This is a genomic window from Phenylobacterium sp. Root700, assembly GCF_001429025.1.
Taxonomy (GTDB): domain Bacteria; phylum Pseudomonadota; class Alphaproteobacteria; order Caulobacterales; family Caulobacteraceae; genus Phenylobacterium.
On the sequence record NZ_LMHT01000015.1, the window covers coordinates 139,933 to 159,823 of the forward strand.

The window sequence follows — 19,891 nt, forward strand, 5'->3', positions numbered from 1 at the left end:
TGACGAATAGTGTTGGGGCTACTTCCCCGTCAGTTCCTTCACCAACGCAGTCTGGCCATAGACCTTCGACAGCGCCTCGGTCGCCGCCGAGGTGGCCACGACCACCGTGCGGTTAATCGATCCGTCATAGCCGAAGGCGCCGCCCAGCGAGTGGATGTTGCCGTCGAAGGCCGCGCCCAGGACTTCGCCCTTGGCGTTGACCACCGGCGAGCCCGAATTGCCGCCGATGATGTCGTTGGTGGTGACGAAGTTATAGACCGTGTCCGGGTTCACCTTGCCCTTGGCCGCGACCCAACGGGGCGCTAGCTCGTAAGGCTCGGCGCCGGTGGCGCGCTCATAGAGGCCGGCGAAGTTGGTCGTCGCCGGGATGGTGGTCCCGCGATAGGTCCAGCCGGCGACCTTCCCGTAGGAGAGCCGCAGGCTGAAGGTGGCGTCGGGATAGGCCGCGTCGCCATAGGCGGCGAACTTGGCCCGGGCGACGCGCTCGGCGGCGCGGTCGGTCGGCGCGGAGACCTCGGTCTCCCAGGCCTTGCGCACGGCGCGCGCCGCCGGATCGTTGCGCAGGACCAACTGGATCATCGGATCGTCCGAGGCTTGGATGGCGGCTAGCCCGCCATCCCACAGCGCCTTGCGCACCGCCGGATCGCCCAGCTTGGAGCCCGCGACGCTGCGCTTGGCCAAGCCCTCGGGGCTTTCCTTGCCGAGCAGGGCCTTCACCGCCGCGTCGTCGGTGGTGAGGTATTCGCGGGTCTTCGACAGCCAGAAGCCGAGATAGACCTCCTCCAGCGCCGCATCGACCGGCTTGGCGTCCAGCAATTGCTTCTGCACCAGCGGCAGGCGGGCGTCGGCGTATTCCGGCAGGCGATCAGCGGTCGGCTTGGCGCGTTCCTGCGCCGCGCGGACCAGGGTCTCGGCGTAGTCGTAGAGGTTGGAATAGGCCGCGCCGCCTTCGATCTGGCGATAGCGCAGGTAGTTGTTGGCGTAGGCGCTCTGGGCCTTGGCGATCTCACCCCACGGATCGCCGATCTCGGCGGCCAGTTTCGGGTCAGCGGCGATCTTGGATTTCAGCTCGGTTTCCTGGGCGCGCTTGGCGTCCATGAAGGCCTTGTCGTTCAGCGCGAACTGCTGGCCGTAGAAGACCTTGAACGAGTTCTCGACGCCGAACAGCGGGTCGGTGGCGATGCGCTTGTGCTCAGGCGATTCCTCGGAGAACCGCGCCAGCCGGCCGCGAATTTCCGAGCGCTGGAGTTGGCCTACCGGGATGGTCAAGTCGCGCAGGGTTTCGAGCTGGGCGATGGTCATCAGGCGGTTGGTCGAGCCGGGGTTACCGGAGACGAAGGTCGCCTCGCCTTCCTTCGGCGCGCGCGACACCCAGGTCAGGTGCTGGGGCGTGACCGCGGGCTTGCCGTTCTCGTAGAGGCGGATAAAGCCGACATCGAGATTGAAGCGCGGGAAGTTGAAATTGTCCGGGTCGCCGCCGAAGAAGGCCGTCGCGAACTCCGGCGCGAAGACCAGCCGGACGTCGGCGTATTTGCGGTACTTGTAGAGCTTGAACTGTCCGCCCCGGTAGAGGCTGATCACCTGGCAACGGACCAGCGGGTCGTCGGCGCAGCCGGCCTGCTCGGCGCTGGCCATGGCGGCGTCACGCGCCTTGACGAAATCCTGCCCGGTCTTGCCGGCGGTGGCGCCCTGGATCTGCTTGGTCAAGTCGGTGATCGAGGCGAGGATCTCGGCCTGCATGCCGGGACATTTCTTCTCCTCCTCGCGGGTGGCGGCGGCGAAACCGTCCTTCACGAAGTCGGTCTTGTCCGAGGATATGTCCTGGACGCACTCGACCACGCAGTGGTGATTGGTGAACACCAGGCCCGACTTCGACACCAGCGAGGCCGAGCAGCCGGTGGTCAGCCGCACCGAGGCGCCCTGCACCCGGTCCAGCCACTTCTGATCCAGCTTCAGGCCGTACTCGGCGTTGACCTTGGCGGTGGGGAAATTGTCGTAGGTCCACATGCCTTCGTCGGCGAAAACGGGCCCGGCGGAAATCGCGAACGCGGCGGCAAGGCAAAAGCCCGCGCCGAACTTCAATGGGGTCATTCGTCAGCAACCTGATGAGCGCGAGCGCCCGCGGGGCGGCTCGCAGGATGTAACTCAGTAACGCTTGGGAATGAGCGTGACCAGGGCGCGCGCCTGCCGCCTTACCTCGATTTAACTAGGTTCCAGCGCCGGCCAGATCACATGGTTCGGCTGAGGAGGGCCCCATGTCACTGGCTCTAGCGACCCTGATCTACGAATGGCGCCGCTACCTCGCGGCGGTGATCGCGCTCGCCTTCTCCGGCCTGCTGATCCTGGCCCAGGTGGGCATGTTCACCGGCATGATCCAGGCGGCGACCGCCACGATCGACCGCTCGCGCGCCGACCTGATGATCATGCCCGCCAAGTCGGAGAGCCTGATCAATTCCGGCCCCTCCAGCCTGCCTCGCCGCATCGGCCCTCAGCTCTACCTGAACCCCAACGTCGCCGAGGTCGCCAGCTTCGACGGCGGCGGCGGACGCTGGACCAACCAACCCGAGGAAGGCCAGAAGCAGGTCACCACCTTCGTGCAGGTGAACATGGTCGACACCGAGCCGGGCGCTCTCACCCTGCCGGTCGACTATCCCGAGCGCGTGCGCCTGGCGCTGATGGAGCCCAACGCCATCGTCATCGACCGCTCGGCCATGGGCCGGCTGGGCGTGAAGCTGGGCGACAGCGCCACGGTGAACGGCAAGACCGTGCGCATCCGCGCCCTGCTCGACGGCTATCCCGACATCAACCAGGCCTCGATCGTCGTCTCCCGCGACACGCTGCGCCGGCTCGGCATGGCCGAGAAGGGCGAGAAGACCGGTCCGCTGATGGTCCGCGTGAAGAACCCGGCCCAGGCCGAGGCCGTCCGCGACCAGCTCAACGCGCAGGCCAAGGGCGCCTATCGCGCCTGGACCCGCCAGGAACTGGCCAAGGCCAATGAAGGCGCGCTGATGAAGGAACAGATCATCGGCATCTTCCTGGGCTTCTCGGTGTTCCTCGGCTTCCTGATCGGGGTCGGCATCACCTCCCAGACCCTGCGCGGCGCGATCCTCGCCAACATCAAGGAGTTCGCCTCGCTGCGCGCCTTGGGCGTCTCGATGGGCTCGCTGCGCCTGATCGTGCTGGAGCTGTCCTTCTGGGTCGGCGTCGTCGGCCTTGGCGCCACCGCGCTCTTCACCTTCCTGGTCTCGCTGCTGGCCAAGAGCGGCGGCCTGCCCATGGGCTTCCCCTTCACCTGGGTCGTGGCCGTCGGCGTCCTGCTGATGGCGATCTCGCTGGCCTCGGGCCTGATGGCGCTGGGCATCCTGAAAAAGAGCCAACCGGCGGACCTGCTGCGATGAATAGCCAAGTCATCACCCCCATCGCCCTGCAGGGCGTGGGCCTGGTCAAACGCTTCAAGACCGGCCGCACCCACATCGAGGTGCTGAAGTCCGTCGACCTCGACTGCCGCCACGGCGAGATGACCATGGTCATGGGGCCGTCAGGCTCGGGCAAGTCGACCCTGATCGCCTCGCTCTCGGGCCTGCTGAAACCCGACGAGGGCCAGGTTACGGCGCTGGGCGAGGACCTCTGGAGCCAGCGCCCCGGCAAGATCGACAAGTTCCGCCTGGATCACTGCGGCTTCATCTTCCAGGGCTTCAACCTGTTCGGCGCGCTGAGCGCCCTGCAACAGGTGACGACGATCCTGAAGTACAAAGGCTTCAGCCCCAGCGAGGCCAGGGACCGCGCCGCTCACGCCCTGACCGAGGTCGGCCTGGGCGCGCGGCTGGGCCAACGCCCGGCCGAGCTTTCCGGCGGCGAGAAGCAGCGGGTGGCCATCGCCCGGGCACTGGCCAAGGAGCCGCGCCTGCTGTTCGCCGACGAGCCGACCAGCGCCCTGGACGGCGAGAACGGCCAGATCGTCATCCGGCTTCTGCAACGGGCGGCCAAGGAACATGGGGCGGCCGTGGTCTGCGTGACCCACGACCCGCGGCTGGAAGCCTATGCCGACCGCATCATCCACATCGAAGACGGCCGCATCCTGGACGACCGGCGCGCGACCACCGCGCATGTCCCGGCGGCCGGCAAACAACACGAGCTCATCGGAGCCTAGAGATGTTCGAGTTCATCAAATCCCACCGCATCAAGATCGCCACCGCCGCGGCCCTCGTGGTGTTGGGCGGCGGCGCCTTCGCGATGGCCAGCCAGGCCAAGGCCAAGAAAGCCGAGGAGGCCAAGATCGCCGCGGCCGCCGCGCCCAAGAGCCCGTTCGTGGCCATCGCCAACGGCAAGGCCGATGTCGAGGGCGGCATGATCCAGGTCGCCGCCCGCCGGGCCGGGATCGTGCGCGAGGTCTATGTCCAGGAAGGCGACAAGGTGGTGAAGGGCCAGATCCTGGCCCGCCAGGAAGATGACGAGCCCAAGCTGTCGGCCGCCCGCGCCGCCGCCGCCGTCGACCAGGCCAAGGCGCAGATCGCCCTACTGCAGGTTCAGCTCTCCACCGCCCAGCGCGAGCACCAGCGGCTTCTGGACCTGGTCTCCACCAACTTCGTCGCCGCCCAGAAGGTCGACCAGGCCGCCGACAAGATCCGCGAGGCCCAGGCCAACCTGCAGGCCCAGCGCGCCAGCATCGCCACCGCCCAGGCCGCCCTGGAGGAGGCCCGCTACAACCTCGAACTGACGATCATCCGCGCGCCCTCGGACGGCCGGATCGCTCGGCGCTATGCCAATCCCGGCTCCGGCGCTTCGACCCTGAACGTCTCCAACATGTTCGATCTGGAGCCGACCGCCCCGCGTATCGTCCGCGCCGAGATCGCCGAGGGCTCCCTGCCCCACGTGGCCATTGGCCAGACCGTGCAGATCGCCCCCGAGTCCGACCCGACCAAGATCTACAACGGCAAGGTGATGCGCCGCGCCGCGGTGTTCGGCGCTCGCAAGCTGCAATCGGACGACCCCACCGAACGCACCGACGACCGCGTCGTCGAGGTGGTGGTCAGCGCCGACACCGCCCCGTTCCTGATCGGCCAGCGCGTGCTGGTGAAGTTCATGCGCGGCGGCGTGCAGACCCTGGCGGCACGGTAAATCCCCCTCCGTCTCGCCGCTTCGCAGCGATCCACCTCCCCCAGCGGGGGAGGATCTACAGGTCTTCGATGCTCCCCCGCTGGGGGAGCTGGCGGCGAAGCCGACTGAGGGGGACTTGAACCCCGCTTGACGTCACCTCTCCCGCGCCGCACAAACCGCGCGAAATTCAAACCCCTGTTTGATGGGAGACTTCTCATGGCGGACATCCGCTTCGACGGCAAAGTCGCGATCGTCACCGGCGCTGGCGGCGGTCTTGGCCGACAGCACGCCCTTGAGCTGGCCCGTCGCGGCGCCAAGGTCGTGGTCAACGACCTCGGCGGTTCGGTCGATGGTTCGGGCGGCTCCTCGACCGCGGCCGACGCGGTCGTCGCCGAGATCAAGGCGGCCGGCGGCGAAGCCATCTCCAACGGCTCGTCGGTCACCGACGACGCGGGCGTGGCCCTGATGATCAAGCAGGCCATGGACACCTGGGGCCGCATCGACATCCTGATCGCCAACGCCGGCATCCTGCGCGACAAGTCCTTCTCCAAGATGGAGTTGGCCGACTTCGAGCTGGTCCTGAACGTCCACCTCATGGGCACCGTGAAGCCCGTGAAGGCCGTCTGGGAAATCATGCGCGAGCAGAACTACGGCCGCATCGTCGTGACGACCTCGTCATCGGGCCTCTACGGCAACTTCGGCCAGTCGAACTACGGCGCGGCCAAGCTCGGCATCATCGGCTTCATGAACACCATCAAGCTCGAAGGCCAGAAGAACAACATCCACATCAACGCCATCAGCCCGGTGGCCGCGACCCGGATGACCGAGAACCTGATGCCCGCCGAAGTGCTGGAAAAGCTGAAGCCGGAATATGTCACCCCCGGCGTCGTCTACCTGGCCTCTGAAGAAGCCCCGACCGGCGCGATCCTGACCGCCGGCGCCGGCGCCTTCGCCCTGTCGCGCATCTACGAAACCGAGGGCGTCTACCTCGGCGAGGGCGGCCTGTCGGTCGAGGAAGTCCGCGACAACTGGGCCAAGATCTCCGCCCCGGACGGCCAGCAGGCCTATGTCAACGGCGGTGAGCAGAGCGGAAAGTTCTTCCGTAAGCTGCAGGGCGGCTAAGCCTCACACCCAGGACGTGCAAGTTGGCGGGCGGTCGTTCCTCAAGGGAGCGGCCGCCCGTTTTCGTTGCGACGAATTCACTTGCCGCCACCTAGGTTATCGCGCGTAACCTGAGACCGAGACCGGCCCGCCCAGAGGCTCGGATCGATCATGGGAGAATCGCAACCTTGACCCAGGCCCCGCCCGCTGCGCGCGCCCGAGCCCTGCCCCTTTCCACCGCATTCGCCTTCGCCGCCACGAGTCTTCCGATCTCGGCGGTCGCCATCGCGATTTCGGTCTACCTGCCTCGCCACTACGCCAGCCACCTGGGCATCGACCTCGCCTTGATCGGCGCGGCGTTCTTCTTCGTCCGCATGATCGACATTCCGATCGACGGCCTGCTGGGCTGGTCGATGGACAAGACCCGGACCAATTGGGGCCGCTACCGGATCTGGACGATCGTGGGCGCACCGATCCTGATGGCGGGAATCTTCTTTCTGTTCATGCCGCCCGAGGGGGTTGGCCGGACCTATCTGATCGTCTGGTTGCTGATCATGTATCTGGGCAACTCGATCCTCACCCTCTCCCACGTGGCCTGGGCCGCGACGCTCGCGCCGCACTACGACGACCGCTCCCGGCTGTTTGGGATCATGACCGCCATTGGCGTGATCGGCGCGGCCGCCGCGCTGGCGATCCCGATCATCAACGAGGCTCGCGGCGCATCCGACGCCGGCAACGTCGCCACCATGGGCTGGTTCATTTTCGCCCTGACCCCAATCGCCGTGGCGCTGGTCGTCTGGCGCACGCCCGAGAAAATCGCGCCCGAAGTGGCCGGCCACCAGTTCCGCATGCGGGACTATTGGGCGCTGATCGCACGCCCCTCCTTCGCCCGCATCCTGCTCGCCGACCTCTGCCTCTCCCTCGGCCCGGGCTGGATGAGCGCGCTCTACCTGTTCTTCTTCACTGACAGCCGTGGCTTCACCACCGGCCAGGCCAGCATCCTGCTGGCGATCTACATCCTGGCCGGCTTCGTCGGCGCGCCGCTGATGGGGCGCCTGGCGACCAAGATCTCCAAGCACCGCGCGGTGATCGTGGCGACCACCGGCTACTCGCTGGTGCTGGTCTCGCTGATGGCGATCCCCAAGGGCAACATGCTGATCGGCGCCATCCCGATGTTCATGGCCGGTTTCCTGGCCGCGGGCTTCAACGTCCTGACCCGCGCCATGACCGCCGACGTCGCCGACGAGGTGCGCCTGGAACAGGGCCGCGAGCGCGCGGGCCTGCTCTACGCCCTGACCGTGATGACCACCAAGATCGCCGGCGCCTTCTCGATCGGCCTGACCTTCTTCGTGCTGTCGAAGGTCGGCTACATCGCCAAGGAGGGCGTGGCCAATACGCCCGAGGCGATCCACAACCTCGAGCTCGCCTATCTGATCGGTCCTGTGGCCTTCGTCATGCTCGGCGGGGCCTGCATGTTTGGCTACAAGCTGGGCGCTGAGCGGCACGCCGATATCCGCCGGCAGCTCGACGAACGCGACGCCCTCTATGACGAGGCGCCGATCATTGAAGTGGTTTCCGGCGAACCAGCCATTGCGGTCCCACCCCAAGCGAGCAGATAGTACTCAAGACTGGATACCGGCCCGGGACCTCGTCCCGGGCCTTCATTTTTCCAAGCAGCCCGGAACATTTTTCCCGGGGGCCAGACATTTGAGGCGTACATGGCGCATACCGCCACCAGCAGCCAGAGGCTGCCCCTGCCCGTCGTCATGTCCTTTGCGTCGACGGCGCTTCCCATCGCCGCCATCGGACTGGTGATGGCGGTCTATCTTCCCCGCTTCTTCGCCGCCCAACTGGGGTTGTCCCTTGCCGTCGTCGGCGGGGCCTTCACCATCGTGCGGCTGCTCGACATGGCGCTGGACCCCATGCTGGGGATGGCGATGGACCGGACCCGCTCACGGCTCGGCCGCTACCGGCCCTGGTTGATCCTCGGCGCGCCCATCGCCATGGCCGCCTGCTACATGCTGTTCATGGCCAAGCCGGGGATCACCGAGGCCTATCTGATCGGCTGGCTGCTGGTGCTCTATGTCGGGGTCTCGATCCTGACCCTCGCCCAGGCGGCATGGGGCGCATCGCTGGCCACCGACTATCATGACCGCTCGCGGGTCTACGGCGTCATCCAGGCGGTCGGCGTGATCGGCGCGGTGCTGATCCTGCTGCTGCCGTTGGCGCTCGGCCCCAAGGCCGCCGGCGCAGGCGGCGTGCACGCCATGGGCTGGTTCTGCATCATCCTGCTGCCGCTGACGGTGGCGCTGTGCACCTTCGTGACGCCCGAGCGCATCAACCCCGACACCGCCAAGGAAAAGGTGACCCTGGCCGACTACTGGGACCTGGTCCGCCGGCCGGAGATGGCCCGGCTGATCTTCGCCGACCTGTTCATGGCGCTCGGCCCCGGCACCACGGCGGCGCTCTACCTGTTCTTCTTCCACGACGCGCGGGGCTACTCGACCCAGCAGACCGGCGTGCTGCTGGTCTTCTTCATCGCCGCGGGTCTGCTCGGCTCGATGTTCTGGGGATGGCTGGCGCAGAAGATCGGCAAGCACCGGGCGCTGATGGTCTCGGCCGTGGCCTATGCCGCGACCCAGTCGGCCCTGATGCTGATCCCGCCGGCGACCATGGCCTTGGCCATTCCCGGCATGATGTCGGTGGGCTTCGTCTCCTCGGCCTTCATCCTGATCGTGCGGGCGATGGTCGCCGACGTCGCCGACGAGGTGCGGCTGGAGACCGGCAAGGAACGGGTCGGCCTGCTCTACGCCCTGGTCACCACCACCCAGAAGATCGGCACCGCCATCACGGTCGGCGTCAGTTTCATGGTCCTTGACCTGGTCGGCTACAACGCCGCCGAGGGCGCGGTGAACACCCCCGCCGCCATCCACGGCCTGGAGCTCTGCTACGTCTTCGCGCCGGTCGTTTTCGTGTTCTTCGGCGGTGCGGCCTTCATCGGCTGGAAGCTGGACGCCACCCGCCACGCCGAGGTCCGCCGCCAACTCGATGAGCGTGACGCGCTCGCCGCCGAGACCGGCCTGCTGGGCGTGGTGAGCGGCGTCGGCCTGGCGACCGACATGCCGAGATAGGCCGCCCTAGATCCTCCCCCAGCTGGGGGAGGTGACGCGCGTAGGGGGCGGAGGGGGCTCTGCAGCAGGAGTCAAAGTCCCCCTCACCCAGCCGAAGGGGCCGGGAGCTCCCCCAGCGGGGGAGCATCAGCGCGCTCTAGATCATCAGCGCCTTGGCCGCCGCGGCGAAGGCCTTGGCGGCGGGGCTATCGGGCGCCGTGACGACCAGCGGTCGTCCGGCGTCGCAGGCCTCGCGCAGGACTATCTCCAGCGGCACCTCGGCCAGCAGCGGCACGCCCAGGCGTTCGGCTTCCAGCCGGGCCCCGCCGGTCCCGAAGATCGGGATCGGGGCGCCGGTGGCCGGATCGGTGAAGAACGCCATATTCTCGATCACGCCCAGGATCGGGGTCGCGGTCTTCTGGAACATCGAGGCCGCGCGGCGGGCGTCGATCAGCGCGATCTCCTGCGGCGTGGAGACGATCACCACTCCGTCGATCTTCATTTTCTGGATCAGGGTCAGCTGGATGTCGCCGGTGCCCGGCGGCAGGTCGACCACCAGCAGGTCCAGCGGCTCGGCCTCAGAGCCCCAGGCGACGTCGTTCATCATCTGACGCACCGCCGAGGAGGCCATCGGCCCACGCCAGATCATCGGCGCGCCCTCGTCAACCAGGAAGCCGATCGACATGACCTTCAGGCCCCAGGCCTCCAGCGGCTGGAGCTTGCCGTCGACAAAGGCCGGTTGCCCGTCGAGCCCCAACATGCGCGGCGCCGAGGGGCCATAGACGTCGGCGTCCAACAGTCCGACCCGCAGGCCGAGCTGCGCGAACGCCGTCGCCAGATTGACCGAGACGGTGGATTTCCCCACCCCGCCCTTGCCGCTGGCCACCGCGATGACGCGGCGGACATGGGCCGGACGCGCGGCGTCGGCCGGCGGGACCGGAGCGGCCTGGGGGTCCTGGGCCACCCGCGCGCCCTTGCGGACGCGGGTGACGCCCTCGGCCGGCGGCGGGGCCTCATGTTCGGCGGTCAGCACCACCTGAGCCTTGGCGACGCCCGCCACGGCTGACAGCGCCGCCTGGGCCGCATCACGCACCGGGGCGTAAAGCGCGGTCTCCGAACCTGGCACTTCGAGCATGAAACCGGCGCGGCCAGGGCCGATCGTCAGACCACGGACCAGGCCCGCCGCCGCCAATCCCTTGCCGGTCTTCGGGTCCAGAACCCCGTCAAGGGCCGCGAGAACGGTATTTCGGTCGGGGATTGTCGGATCCATCTGGCCCTTTGTCTTGCTTTAACCGGTGTGGGGCCACATATCCGGCTCACAGCGCCGGTTTACAAGCCCAGGCACGGGCCGAACGACGCGGCCGCGCCGAGACGAAAGCAAGACGACGCGACCATGCCTTGGAATGACAATGCGAACCCCGGTCCTTGGGGCGCTCCTCCGCCCAACGACGGGAACGGCGACAAGAAGCCCCCTCCGCGCCGCCCCACGGGCGGCGGTGGCGGCGGTAACGGCCCCCGTGGCCCGCGCCGTCCCGACGGTCCGGAGCTGAACGCGGCCTTCGAACGCCTCCAGCAACAGATCCGCGACTTCTTCGGCGGCCCCGGCGGCGACGGCATCCGTCCCGGCGCGATCGCCGCGGTGGCCGGTGTCGGCTTCGGTCTCTGGGCGCTGTCCGGCGTCTACATCGTGCAGCCGAACGAGCAGGCCGTGGTGACCACCTTCGGCGCCTATTCGCGCTCGGAAGGTCCTGGCATCCGCTATCACCTGCCCGGCCCGCTGGAGCAGGTCGTCAAGGTCCCGGTGACCAGCCTGAACCGCATCGACATCGGCGGCGTCGGCGAGAGCGACGTCCCCGAAGAAAGCCTGATGCTGACTCAGGGCGCCAATATCGTCGACCTGGACTTCAGCGTGACCTGGCGCGTCGCCGACGCGAGCAAGTACGTCTTCACCCTTCGTGATCCCGACCAGGCCGTGCGCGCCGTCGCCGAGAGCGCGATGCGCGAGGTCATCGGACGCACCCAGCTTGAGGACGTGCTGACCCGCGGCCGGGGCCAGGTGCAGAACCAGACCGCCGAACTGATGCAACGCACCCTGGATTCCTGGGGCGCGGGCGTGATCGTGGTCGAGGTCCAGATCCGCAACGTCAATCCGCCGAAGGAGGTCGTCGCGGCCTTCCGCGACGTCGCCACCGCCCAGCAGGACAAGGAAAGCGCCGCCAACGAGGCGAACACCTATCGCAACCGGGTGATCAACGAAGCCAAGGGCGACGCGGCCAAACTGATCCAGTCGGCTCAGGGCTATCGCGAGCAGTCCGTGCGCGAAGCCACCGGCGACGTGTCGCGCTTCGACCAGATCTACAACGAGTACCGCCGCGCCCCAGGCGTGACCAAAGAGCGGCTCTACATCGAGACCATGCAACGCGTGCTCCAGAACTCGAACAAGGTGGTCATCGACGGCAAGGGCGCCAGCGCCCCGATCATCCTGCCGCCTGACGTCTTCCGTCCGCGCACCGGCGCCGCCGTCCGCGCCGAGCCGCAACCCGAAGCCGGCCCATCGCCGGCTCCCAACCCGGGAGCCACCCGATGAACCGCAACTGGACCGTCCTGGGGGTCATCGCCGCTGGCGTATTGATCGTCCTGTCTCAGACCTTCTTCATCGTCGACCAACGCAAGCAGGCGGTGATCGTGCGCCTGGGTGAGCCCGTGCGCGTCATCAACGCCCCGGGCGATCCCGATCCAGGCCTGAAGCTCAAGGTCCCGTTCGTCGAGAACGTGGTCATGTTCGACAAGCGCAGCCTCGCCCTCGAGGCCGCGCAGGAAGAAGTCATCGCCGCCGACCAGGAGCGCCTGGTGGTCGACGCCTTCGTCCGTTACCGGATCTCCGACCCGCTGCAGTACTACCGCACCCTGCGCGACGAGCAGACCGCCAGCGACCGTATCGAACGGCTGGTGAACTCCTCGCTGCGTCAGATCCTGGGTTCGGCGACCAAGGACGAGATCGTCTCCGGCCGCCGCGGCGAGCTGATGATCAAGACCAAGGCCGACGTGGCCGCTCGCGCCCGCTCCTCGCGCCTGGGCATCGACATCATCGACGTGCGGATCAAGCGCGCCGATCTGCCGACCCAGAACCAGGAGTCGGTCTATCGCCGGATGCAGACCAGCCGCCAGCAGGCCGCCGCCGAGCTGCGCGCCCAAGGCGAGCAGGAAAAGCGCGAGATCATCGCGTCGGCTGACAAGGAAGTGGCCATCACCCTGGCCACCGCCCGCCAGGAAGCCGAGACCACCCGAGGCGAGGGCGACGCCCAACGCACCCGGTTGTTCGCCCAGAGCTTCGGCAAGGACCCTGCGTTCGCCGCCTTCTACCGCTCGATGCAGGCCTATGAGGCCTCGCTCGGCCAAGGCGACACGACCATGGTGCTCTCGCCCGACAGCGAGTTCTTCAAATACTTCGATCGCGGCCCGAACGCTCGCTAGGCATGGGGCCGCAGCTCGTACGACCAGACCTCGCGCATATGCCTTCGTTCCTGGAGGCGCTGCGCGAGGGCTATTCCCGCGACACCCTGCGGGCTGAAACGCCGGAATCGATCGCCGAAGTCGCGGCTGATCCCGCGGGCTTCATCGACAACCTGCTCGATCCTCCGGCCAGCCTGACGCTCCCGGACGGATCGCAGGGCGCGGCGGTCCCCTCGACCACCCTCTGGTACATCGATGGCGCGACCTTCCTCGGCGCCCTCTACATCCGCCACCATCTCAACGAAAACCTCGAGAAGGTCGGCGGGCACGTGGGCTATGCGGTCCGCCCCGGCGCCCGTGGCCACGGCTACGCCAGCGCCATGCTGGCGCAGGGCCTGGACTACATCCGCGCCAATCTCCCGCTCCAGCGGGTGTTGCTGACGGTGAACGCGCTCAATCCCGCCTCCATCCGGGTGATCGAAAAGAACGGCGGCCAGCACACCGCCTCGATCCCGCACATCTGGCGACCCGGCGAAACCGCCCTGCACTATTGGATCGCGCTCTAACGCCGCACCTGACCGGTGGAACCAAGCTCGACCTTGATCGCTTTGGGGCGTGAGCTTTTTTCGTCCGGAGTCCGTCTTGCGCACCCAACAACTTCTCTATGGCGCGGCAGGCGTCGTCATCCTGATCATATTGCTGCTGGTCGGCGTAGGGCTGAGCCGCGGATCAGACGAGGCTCCACGTGCGCGCGGCGGCGGCGAAGGCTTCGTCGGAGCGGTTGAAAAGGGCCAGCAGGGAACCGTGATGATTACGGTGTCCGGCGGCCCGCGCGGCGAGACCCTGCCGATGGGCTCAGGCTTTGTGGTGTCCTCTGACGGACTGGTGGTCACCGCCGACCACGTGACTCGCGGCCTGCCGGTGGTGAGCGTCGTCTTCGCCGACGGCAGCGTGGCGCGGGCCGAACTGATCGGCGCCGACGAGACCGCCGACGTGGCCGTCTACAGCACCACGCCGGGCAAGCCGCTTTCGCCGCTCGTCCTGGCCGACAGCAATCAGGTCAAGGCCGGGCAGCCGGTGGTGTTGATAGGCGCGCCCTACGGCCTAGTCGGCACGGCGACCTCGGGCATCGTCTCGGCGATCAACCGCCAGATCGGCGACTCCAGCAGCAACCGCTTCGCCAACGGCGCGCTGAGCGGCCCGGTGACCGCCTATATCCAGACCGACGCCCCGCTGACGGCGGGCGGCTCCGGCGGGCCGCTGCTGAACGCCGCGGGCCAGGTGATCGGCATGGCCAGCGCCCGTGAGTCCCGCGGCGAACCCGGCGCAGGCCTGGCCTTCGCGATCCCGTCCAACCTCGTGAAGGACGTGGTCGACCAGTACCGGAACCAGCCGTCCGCGGCGCCTGGGCGGCCTGCGCCTAGCGCGAGGCCCTGATCAGCGCCTCGACCTCATGCAGGTCGCGGGCGATGCGCACGCAGAGGTCTTCCATCTCCTGCGTCGGGTCGAGCAGATCGGGCACCATGATGGTCATCATCCCGGCCGACGAGGCCGCGCGGACGCCGTTGTGGCTGTCCTCCAAGGCCAGGCAGTCCTGCGGCGCCACGCCGAGACGCGCGGCGGCGGTCAGGAACGGATCGGGGTTGGGCTTGCCCAGCACGTAGTCGCCGCGCGCCACGACGGTGTTGAAACGCGGGATGATACCGCTGTGGCCAAGGTGGGACTGGACCGCCCGGTGGCTGGACGAGGTGGCGATGGCGCGCGGCAGGCGCTGCTCGTCTAGGTGATCGAGCAGTTCGATGACCCCGGCCTTCAGGGCCACCCCGGCTGCGCAGATGATGTCGACATGCGCCATCACCCGGTTCTTGAAGTCCTCGACCGGGAAGTCGGGGCCGTAGTGGTCCAGCACCTTCTGGTCGCCGGCCGGTCCCGGCAGTCCGATCATGCTCTGGAACAGGGAGAGCGGCATGTCGTGGCCGTTCTCGGCGGCCACGGCGATCATGGCGTCGCGGTAGACCACCTCGGTGTCGCAGAGCAGTCCGTCCATGTCGAAGACGACGGCGAGGGGCGTGCGGGGCAAACTCATGGCGCGCTCTCTAGCGACCTTGGCCCGCGACAGGAAATCAAACCGAGCTTCAGTCGGTTACGAACTCGGCGGCCCGGTAGCCCTGGAAGTACAGCAGCGCGGTGAGCGAGGCGTGGTCCACCTTGGCGTCGGCCTGGGCCGCCACGATCGGCTTGGCGCGATAGGCTACGCCCAGGCCGGCCGCCTCGATCATGCCAAGGTCGTTGGCGCCGTCGCCGACCGCCAGGGTCTGCGCCAGTTCGATGCCGGCCGTCTGCGCCAGTTCCTTCAGCGAGGCGAGCTTGGCCTCACGCCCCAGGATCGGATCTCCAACCGTGCCGGTCAGGCCCTGGCCGTCGTCGTGCAGGGTGTTGGCGCGGTCGAGATGGAAGCCGGCGGCCTTGGCCACCCGGCTGGTGAAGAAGGTGAAGCCGCCGGAGACCAGGGCGCAGCGCGCGCCGTTCTGCGCCATCGTCCGCACCAAGGTCCGCGCGCCGGGATTGAGCCGGACACGCTCGTCATAGGCCTGCTGAAGCGCGCTCAGCGGCAGGCCCTTGAGCATCGCCACGCGCTCGCGCAGGGCCTCCTCGAAATCCAACTCGCCCTGCATCGCGCGCTCGGTGATCGCCGAGACCTGCTCCTTCACACCGGCGAAATCGGCCAGTTCGTCGATGCACTCACAGCCAATGATGGTGGAGTCCATGTCGGCGATCAGCAGCCGCTTCTTCCGGCCGTTCCAGGGCTGGGCGCAGATATCGATCGGTTGCTGGGCCAGCGCGGCTTCGGCCGCGGCGCGGACCGGGCCGATGGCCTCGGCCTCCACCAGTAGTTCGACGGCGCCGTCGCCAAGGGTGCGGGGCTCCTTGACGCGGGCATGCACGCCTGCGAGCGCTGGCGTTACAAGGGCGACGGCCTGTAGAGCCGCGTCTGAATCGGGACCAACAAGGGTAAGAGCGATCTGCATGGAGCCCCGCATCTGGCTGATCGCCGGGCCGACGGCAAGCGGCAAGTCGGCGCTGGCCCTGCGGCTGGCCCAGGAAATCGGCGCCGAGATCGTCAACGGCGACGCCCTGCAACTCTATGCCGACCTGCGCCTGTTGACCGCCCGCCCGCCGGTACAGGAAGAGGCCCTGGTCCCTCATCACCTGTTCGGAACGGTCGACGCCGCCGACGGCTGGTCGGTGGGGCGCTGGCAGCGCGCGGCGACGGCGGTGCTGAACGAGATCGCGGCGCGCGGACGCCCGGCGATCGTGGTCGGCGGCACCGGCCTCTATTTCCGCGCCCTCACCCACGGCCTGGCCGACGTGCCCCAGACGCCCGCCGAGGTCCGCGAGGCCTCCGCCGCCGATTTCGACGCCATGGGCGAGGCCGCCTTCCGCGACCGGTTGGCTGAAGTCGATCCCGCCGCCGAGGGCCGCATCTCGCCCGCCGACCGCCAGCGGCTGTCACGGGCCTGGGAGGTCTATGCCGCCACCGGAACCTCGCTCAGCGATTGGCAGGCGCGCACCGATCCGGCCCTGCCAGCCGGCGGCTGGACCGCCGTGGCCCTAGAGCCGCCCCGCCAGGCGCTCTACGACCGCTGCGACGCCCGGCTTGAAGCCATGGTCGATCAGGGGGCGCTGGACGAGGTCTCCGCCTTGGCCGCGCGGGGGCTCGACCCGGCCTTGCCGGCCATGAAGGCGGTCGGTTACCGCGAGCTGGCCGCCTATCTTCAGGGCGAGGCCACCCTGGCCGAGGCCTTGGAGGCCGCCCAGCGCGAGACCCGCCGCTACGCCAAGCGGCAATCGACCTGGCTGCGGGGACAGATGACCGATTGGCCGCGACTGGACGCCGTCGACCATGAAAGCCAATGGAGGCAGTTTCTTGCTCTGCCCCCCGCCTTGACGGGCTGATCGGGGCATGTCATGAGCGTTGCTGACTTCATTTGGAGAACGCTCGTGCGTGAGCTTCTTGTACTCTCTGGGCGACCTCTCGCGGACTGACCTCGTCGTCAGCCCGTTAAAGGTCGCTTGCCACAGGCCCCATTGAGGGCCTTTTTTATTGCCGAAAACCAAGGCCGCCCGAAATGACCGCCCACCAGACCATCGAAGCCCCCACCACGACCGAGACCCTGACCGGCGCCGAGATCGTGGTCCGCGCCCTTATCGACCAGGGCGTCGAGGTGCTTTTCGGCTATCCCGGCGGGGCGGTCCTGCCGATCTATGACGCCTTGTTCGAAGAGGCGCGGCTGCAGCACGTGCTGGTCCGCCACGAACAGGGCGCGACCCACGCGGCCGAGGGCTACGCCCGCTCGACCGGCAAGCCGGGCGTCGTCCTGGTGACCTCGGGTCCCGGCGCGACCAACGCCATCACCGGCATTGTCGACGCCCTGATGGACTCGATCCCGATGATCGTCTTCACCGGCCAGGTCGCCACCCACCTGATCGGCACCGACGCCTTCCAGGAATGCGACACCATCGGCATCACCCGGCCGATCACCAAGCATAACTACCTGGTCAAGGACGTGGCCGACCTGCCGCGGATCATCCACGAGGCGTTCCACATCGCCACCTCGGGCCGCCCCGGCCCGGTGGTCATCGACATTCCCAAGGACGTGCAGTTCTCCAAGGGCGCCTATCAGGGCCCCAAGGAAGTCGTCCACGCCCACAACTACAACCCGCGCACCAAGGGCGACTCGGCCAAGATCGCCGAGGCCGTGGCGCTGATCGCCGGCGCGCGCCGCCCGATCCTCTACACCGGCGGCGGCGTCATCAACGCCGGCCCCCGCGCCTCCGAGCTGCTGCGCGAGTTCGCCAAGCTGACCGGCGCGCCGGTCACCTCGACCCTGATGGGCCTGGGCGCCTTCCCGGCGTCTGATCCGGCGTGGCTGGGCATGCTGGGCATGCACGGCAGCTTCGAAGCCAACAACGCCATGCACGACTGCGACGTGATGATCGCGGTCGGCGCGCGGTTCGACGACCGGGTGACCGGCCGCCTGGACGCCTTCGCGCCCGGCTCGAAGAAGATCCACATCGACATCGACGCCTCGTCGATCAGCAAGAACGTCCGCGCCGACATCGGCATCGTCGGCGACGCCGGCAGCGTGCTGGAGGACATGATCGCGGTCTGGAAGCAGCGGAACCTGGCCACCGACAAGGCGGCGATGGACGAGTGGTGGCGGCAGATCGAAGCCTGGCGCGCGCGCCAATCGTTCCGCTATCGGCCCGACACCAAGCTGATCAAGCCGCAGTACGCCATCGAGCGCCTGTACGAGCTGACCAAGCACCGCGAGACCTTCATCACCACCGAGGTCGGCCAGCACCAGATGTGGGCCGCGCAGTACTATCACTTCGAGCAGCCCAACCACTGGATGACCTCGGGCGGCCTCGGCACTATGGGCTATGGCCTGCCGGCCGCGGTCGGCGTGCAGATGGCTCACCCGGACGCCCTGGTCATCGACATCGCCGGCGACGCCTCCGTGCAGATGACGATGCAGGAGATGTCGACCGCCATTCAGTACGACCTGCCGATCAAGATCTTCATCTTGAACAACGAGTGGATGGGCATGGTCCGCCAGTGGCAGCAGCTGCTGCACGGCGAGCGCTACAGCCACTCCTATTCGTCCAGCCTGCCGGACTTCGTGAAGATGGCCGAGGCGTTCGGCGGCGTCGGCCTGCGCGCCGAAACCCCCGACGAACTGGACGACAAGATCCGCGAGATGATCGACGTGCGCAAACCGGTGCTGTTCGATTGCCGGATCACCAAGGAAGAGAACTGCTTCCCGATGATCCCGTCCGGCAAGGCCCACAACGAGATGATCATGGCCGAGGACACCCGCGACCTCGGCACGATCATCGACGACGCCGGCAAGCGGCTGGTCTGACGCCACGCACGGCGCCGAGTCTCACTCGGCGCCGAACGCCTCGGCCACGACATCGTCCACGCTTTGCGCCGACCAGCGCCGCTCGGCCCCTTCGAGCGCCCGCTCCAGCGCCCAGCCGCTGCGCCCCACATGCACGCCCATCAGCGAGAGCTCGGAGATGATCTCCTCGCGCAGATCGGCCGGCACCGGCTCATTGCCGGCGATCCGCGCCTGCTCCAGCCGCCATCCATAGATGTGGTCGCGGGTGATCTCGACCACGGCTCCCGGCGCCCCGGTCCATTCGTAATAGGCCGACCACCCCGTCGCGGCATGGGCGGTCTGATCCACCAGGCAGTTCCGATAGCGTTTGGCCGCGTCGCTGAACTCGGCCTTGGTGGTCAGCGGGCGCAGGCGGAACGCCCCCAGATGCGGCGGCGTCGCCGGTTCGGGGCGCAGGTCGCTCCGCACCGCGTCGAACAGGGCCTTCGGGGTCTCCAAGCGCCCCCAGACCTCGGCCATCGCGTCGGCGTTGGCGCGTCCTGACCGCAGTGTCAGGGCCTCATAGGCCTCATGCAGCAGACCGGCCTGACGGGGATCCAACTGCGCGGCCAGGCCGATGGCGCCCGACATCGGCGCCGGCAGCGCCGCCAGCCGCTGGATCGTCGCCTGTTCGATCAGCTCGGCGTGCCGCAGCACCTTGGCGGCCTTGGGGTCGGCCAGCAGGGCGAGCAATTGTCGGTAGGCCCCGGCGGTCCAGGCCAGATCACCCATCCGGCCGATGGCGCGCGACAATCCCGCCGGCGCCTCGCCGACCGCAACGGCGACCGCGGCCGGCAGCCGGCGGTCCAGGATGGATTCCGCCAGCCCCTCGACCGCCCTCCCCAAGGAGAAGGCCAGGCAGAGAAGGTGTCGTCGCGCCGCTGCGGCGGTCAGGAACTCGGCGTGAGGCGCCGCCCACAGATTGGCGACCCGCGGGGCGAATTCGCCCGCGACGAGGATAAGCAGAGACGTCGGCTCGGCCCGCGCCGAAGCCGGGACCGCGCTCAAGGCCCGGTGAAACATGGAAACTCCCAGAGACGCGCGAGGCTCTCCGAGCATCTCGCGATTTAGATGAAGTGCGCGACGCGATCTCGACCGAGACCCGCGCAAGCGGTTCCGCACACGCGGCCCCAACTCGTTATGGTCTTGGTGATCGTCACTCGGCGAACTCTCCTCTGCGAAGGC

17 protein-coding genes are annotated in these 19,891 nt (G+C 68.0%); 12 read left to right on the plus strand and 5 right to left on the minus strand.

What is annotated here, in order from left to right; genetic code table 11:
* Positions 1-18: 18 nt before the first annotated feature.
* Complete coding sequence (locus ASE02_RS10265; protein ID WP_056733809.1) at positions 19-2,091, minus strand: S46 family peptidase; 2,073 nt, start codon at positions 2,089-2,091, stop codon at positions 19-21.
* Positions 2,092-2,255: 164 nt separating this feature from the next.
* Between ASE02_RS10265 and ASE02_RS10270 the strand changes: the two genes are divergently transcribed.
* The 6 genes from ASE02_RS10270 to ASE02_RS10295 all read left to right on the plus strand — a co-directional run bounded on the left by ASE02_RS10270 (position 2,256) and on the right by ASE02_RS10295 (position 9,329).
* Complete coding sequence (locus ASE02_RS10270; protein ID WP_056733811.1) at positions 2,256-3,398, plus strand: ABC transporter permease; 1,143 nt, start codon at positions 2,256-2,258, stop codon at positions 3,396-3,398.
* A complete protein-coding gene (locus tag ASE02_RS10275) occupies positions 3,395-4,150 on the plus strand; it encodes an ABC transporter ATP-binding protein (protein WP_056733814.1) in 756 nt (251 codons plus the stop codon). The genes ASE02_RS10270 and ASE02_RS10275 overlap by 4 nt, the downstream gene beginning before the upstream one ends.
* Before the next feature lie 2 nt (positions 4,151-4,152).
* Positions 4,153-5,118 carry an HlyD family secretion protein gene (locus tag ASE02_RS10280; RefSeq protein ID WP_056733816.1) on the plus strand — a complete coding sequence of 322 codons (966 nt, stop codon included), beginning with the start codon at positions 4,153-4,155 and terminating at the stop codon, positions 5,116-5,118.
* A 195-nt stretch (positions 5,119-5,313) separates the two neighbouring features.
* Positions 5,314-6,219, plus strand: a complete 906-nt coding sequence (locus tag ASE02_RS10285) for an SDR family NAD(P)-dependent oxidoreductase (protein ID WP_056733817.1) — start codon at positions 5,314-5,316, stop codon at positions 6,217-6,219.
* A gap of 167 nt (positions 6,220-6,386) precedes the next feature.
* Positions 6,387-7,817 carry an MFS transporter gene (locus ASE02_RS10290; protein WP_056733819.1) on the plus strand — a complete coding sequence of 477 codons (1,431 nt, stop codon included), beginning with the start codon at positions 6,387-6,389 and terminating at the stop codon, positions 7,815-7,817.
* A gap of 99 nt (positions 7,818-7,916) precedes the next feature.
* Entirely contained in the window at positions 7,917-9,329 is a 1,413-nt protein-coding gene (locus ASE02_RS10295; RefSeq protein ID WP_056733821.1) for an MFS transporter, read from the plus strand.
* A 136-nt stretch (positions 9,330-9,465) separates the two neighbouring features.
* Here ASE02_RS10295 and ASE02_RS10300 read toward each other — a convergent pair whose 3' ends face one another.
* Positions 9,466-10,578 (minus strand): Mrp/NBP35 family ATP-binding protein, encoded by a 1,113-nt coding sequence (locus ASE02_RS10300; RefSeq protein ID WP_056733822.1) that lies wholly within the window; start codon positions 10,576-10,578, stop codon positions 9,466-9,468.
* Between the two features lie 123 nt (positions 10,579-10,701).
* Here ASE02_RS10300 and hflK point away from each other — a divergent pair, with 123 nt between their 5' ends.
* The 4 genes from hflK to ASE02_RS10320 all read left to right on the plus strand — a co-directional run bounded on the left by hflK (position 10,702) and on the right by ASE02_RS10320 (position 14,198).
* On the plus strand, positions 10,702-11,895 hold the full coding sequence (gene hflK / locus ASE02_RS10305) for an FtsH protease activity modulator HflK (RefSeq protein ID WP_056733824.1): 1,194 nt from the start codon (positions 10,702-10,704) through the stop codon (positions 11,893-11,895).
* Entirely contained in the window at positions 11,892-12,782 is an 891-nt protein-coding gene (gene hflC / locus ASE02_RS10310; protein WP_056733827.1) for a protease modulator HflC, read from the plus strand. The genes hflK and hflC overlap by 4 nt, the downstream gene beginning before the upstream one ends.
* Positions 12,783-12,820: 38 nt before the next feature.
* Positions 12,821-13,327, plus strand: a complete 507-nt coding sequence (locus ASE02_RS10315; protein ID WP_056733829.1) for a GNAT family N-acetyltransferase — start codon at positions 12,821-12,823, stop codon at positions 13,325-13,327.
* Between the two features lie 76 nt (positions 13,328-13,403).
* Positions 13,404-14,198 (plus strand): S1C family serine protease, encoded by a 795-nt coding sequence (locus ASE02_RS10320; protein WP_056733831.1) that lies wholly within the window; start codon positions 13,404-13,406, stop codon positions 14,196-14,198.
* Here ASE02_RS10320 and ASE02_RS10325 read toward each other — a convergent pair.
* Positions 14,182-14,847, minus strand: a complete 666-nt coding sequence (locus ASE02_RS10325; protein WP_056733834.1) for an HAD family phosphatase — start codon at positions 14,845-14,847, stop codon at positions 14,182-14,184. The two genes, ASE02_RS10320 and ASE02_RS10325, sit on opposite strands and share 17 nt — an antisense overlap.
* 49 nt (positions 14,848-14,896) lie before the next feature.
* Positions 14,897-15,790 carry a phosphoserine phosphatase SerB gene (gene serB / locus ASE02_RS10330; protein ID WP_056734027.1) on the minus strand — a complete coding sequence of 298 codons (894 nt, stop codon included), beginning with the start codon at positions 15,788-15,790 and terminating at the stop codon, positions 14,897-14,899.
* Between serB and miaA the strand changes: the two genes are divergently transcribed.
* Positions 15,789-16,718, plus strand: a complete 930-nt coding sequence (gene miaA, locus ASE02_RS10335) for a tRNA (adenosine(37)-N6)-dimethylallyltransferase MiaA (RefSeq protein WP_056733837.1) — start codon at positions 15,789-15,791, stop codon at positions 16,716-16,718. The two genes, serB and miaA, sit on opposite strands and share 2 nt — an antisense overlap.
* 173 nt (positions 16,719-16,891) lie before the next feature.
* Positions 16,892-18,688 carry an acetolactate synthase 3 large subunit gene (locus tag ASE02_RS10340; protein WP_056733839.1) on the plus strand — a complete coding sequence of 599 codons (1,797 nt, stop codon included), beginning with the start codon at positions 16,892-16,894 and terminating at the stop codon, positions 18,686-18,688.
* Positions 18,689-18,709: 21 nt separating this feature from the next.
* Here ASE02_RS10340 and ASE02_RS10345 read toward each other — a convergent pair whose 3' ends face one another.
* Positions 18,710-19,729, minus strand: a complete 1,020-nt coding sequence (locus ASE02_RS10345; RefSeq protein ID WP_056733841.1) for a hypothetical protein — start codon at positions 19,727-19,729, stop codon at positions 18,710-18,712.
* Positions 19,730-19,891 lie beyond the last annotated feature (162 nt).

Excerpts from the sequence above, each read along its gene's own strand:
- ASE02_RS10315 (WP_056733829.1), top strand. The coding sequence starts at position 12,821 with ATGCCTTCGTTCCTGGAGGCGCTGCGCGAGGGCTATTCCCGCGACACC.
- ASE02_RS10265 (WP_056733809.1), bottom strand. The coding sequence starts at position 2,091 with ATGACCCCATTGAAGTTCGGCGCGGGCTTTTGCCTTGCCGCCGCGTTC.
- ASE02_RS10345 (WP_056733841.1), bottom strand. The coding sequence starts at position 19,729 with ATGTTTCACCGGGCCTTGAGCGCGGTCCCGGCTTCGGCGCGGGCCGAG.
- ASE02_RS10300 (WP_056733822.1), bottom strand. The coding sequence starts at position 10,578 with ATGGATCCGACAATCCCCGACCGAAATACCGTTCTCGCGGCCCTTGAC.
- serB (WP_056734027.1), bottom strand. The coding sequence starts at position 15,790 with ATGCAGATCGCTCTTACCCTTGTTGGTCCCGATTCAGACGCGGCTCTA.
- ASE02_RS10295 (WP_056733821.1), top strand. The coding sequence starts at position 7,917 with ATGGCGCATACCGCCACCAGCAGCCAGAGGCTGCCCCTGCCCGTCGTC.
- ASE02_RS10270 (WP_056733811.1), top strand. The coding sequence starts at position 2,256 with ATGTCACTGGCTCTAGCGACCCTGATCTACGAATGGCGCCGCTACCTC.
- ASE02_RS10285 (WP_056733817.1), top strand. The coding sequence starts at position 5,314 with ATGGCGGACATCCGCTTCGACGGCAAAGTCGCGATCGTCACCGGCGCT.
- hflC (WP_056733827.1), top strand. The coding sequence starts at position 11,892 with ATGAACCGCAACTGGACCGTCCTGGGGGTCATCGCCGCTGGCGTATTG.
- ASE02_RS10280 (WP_056733816.1), top strand. The coding sequence starts at position 4,153 with ATGTTCGAGTTCATCAAATCCCACCGCATCAAGATCGCCACCGCCGCG.
- ASE02_RS10325 (WP_056733834.1), bottom strand. The coding sequence starts at position 14,847 with ATGAGTTTGCCCCGCACGCCCCTCGCCGTCGTCTTCGACATGGACGGA.
- ASE02_RS10275 (WP_056733814.1), top strand. The coding sequence starts at position 3,395 with ATGAATAGCCAAGTCATCACCCCCATCGCCCTGCAGGGCGTGGGCCTG.
- miaA (WP_056733837.1), top strand. The coding sequence starts at position 15,789 with ATGGAGCCCCGCATCTGGCTGATCGCCGGGCCGACGGCAAGCGGCAAG.
- ASE02_RS10340 (WP_056733839.1), top strand. The coding sequence starts at position 16,892 with ATGACCGCCCACCAGACCATCGAAGCCCCCACCACGACCGAGACCCTG.
- hflK (WP_056733824.1), top strand. The coding sequence starts at position 10,702 with ATGCCTTGGAATGACAATGCGAACCCCGGTCCTTGGGGCGCTCCTCCG.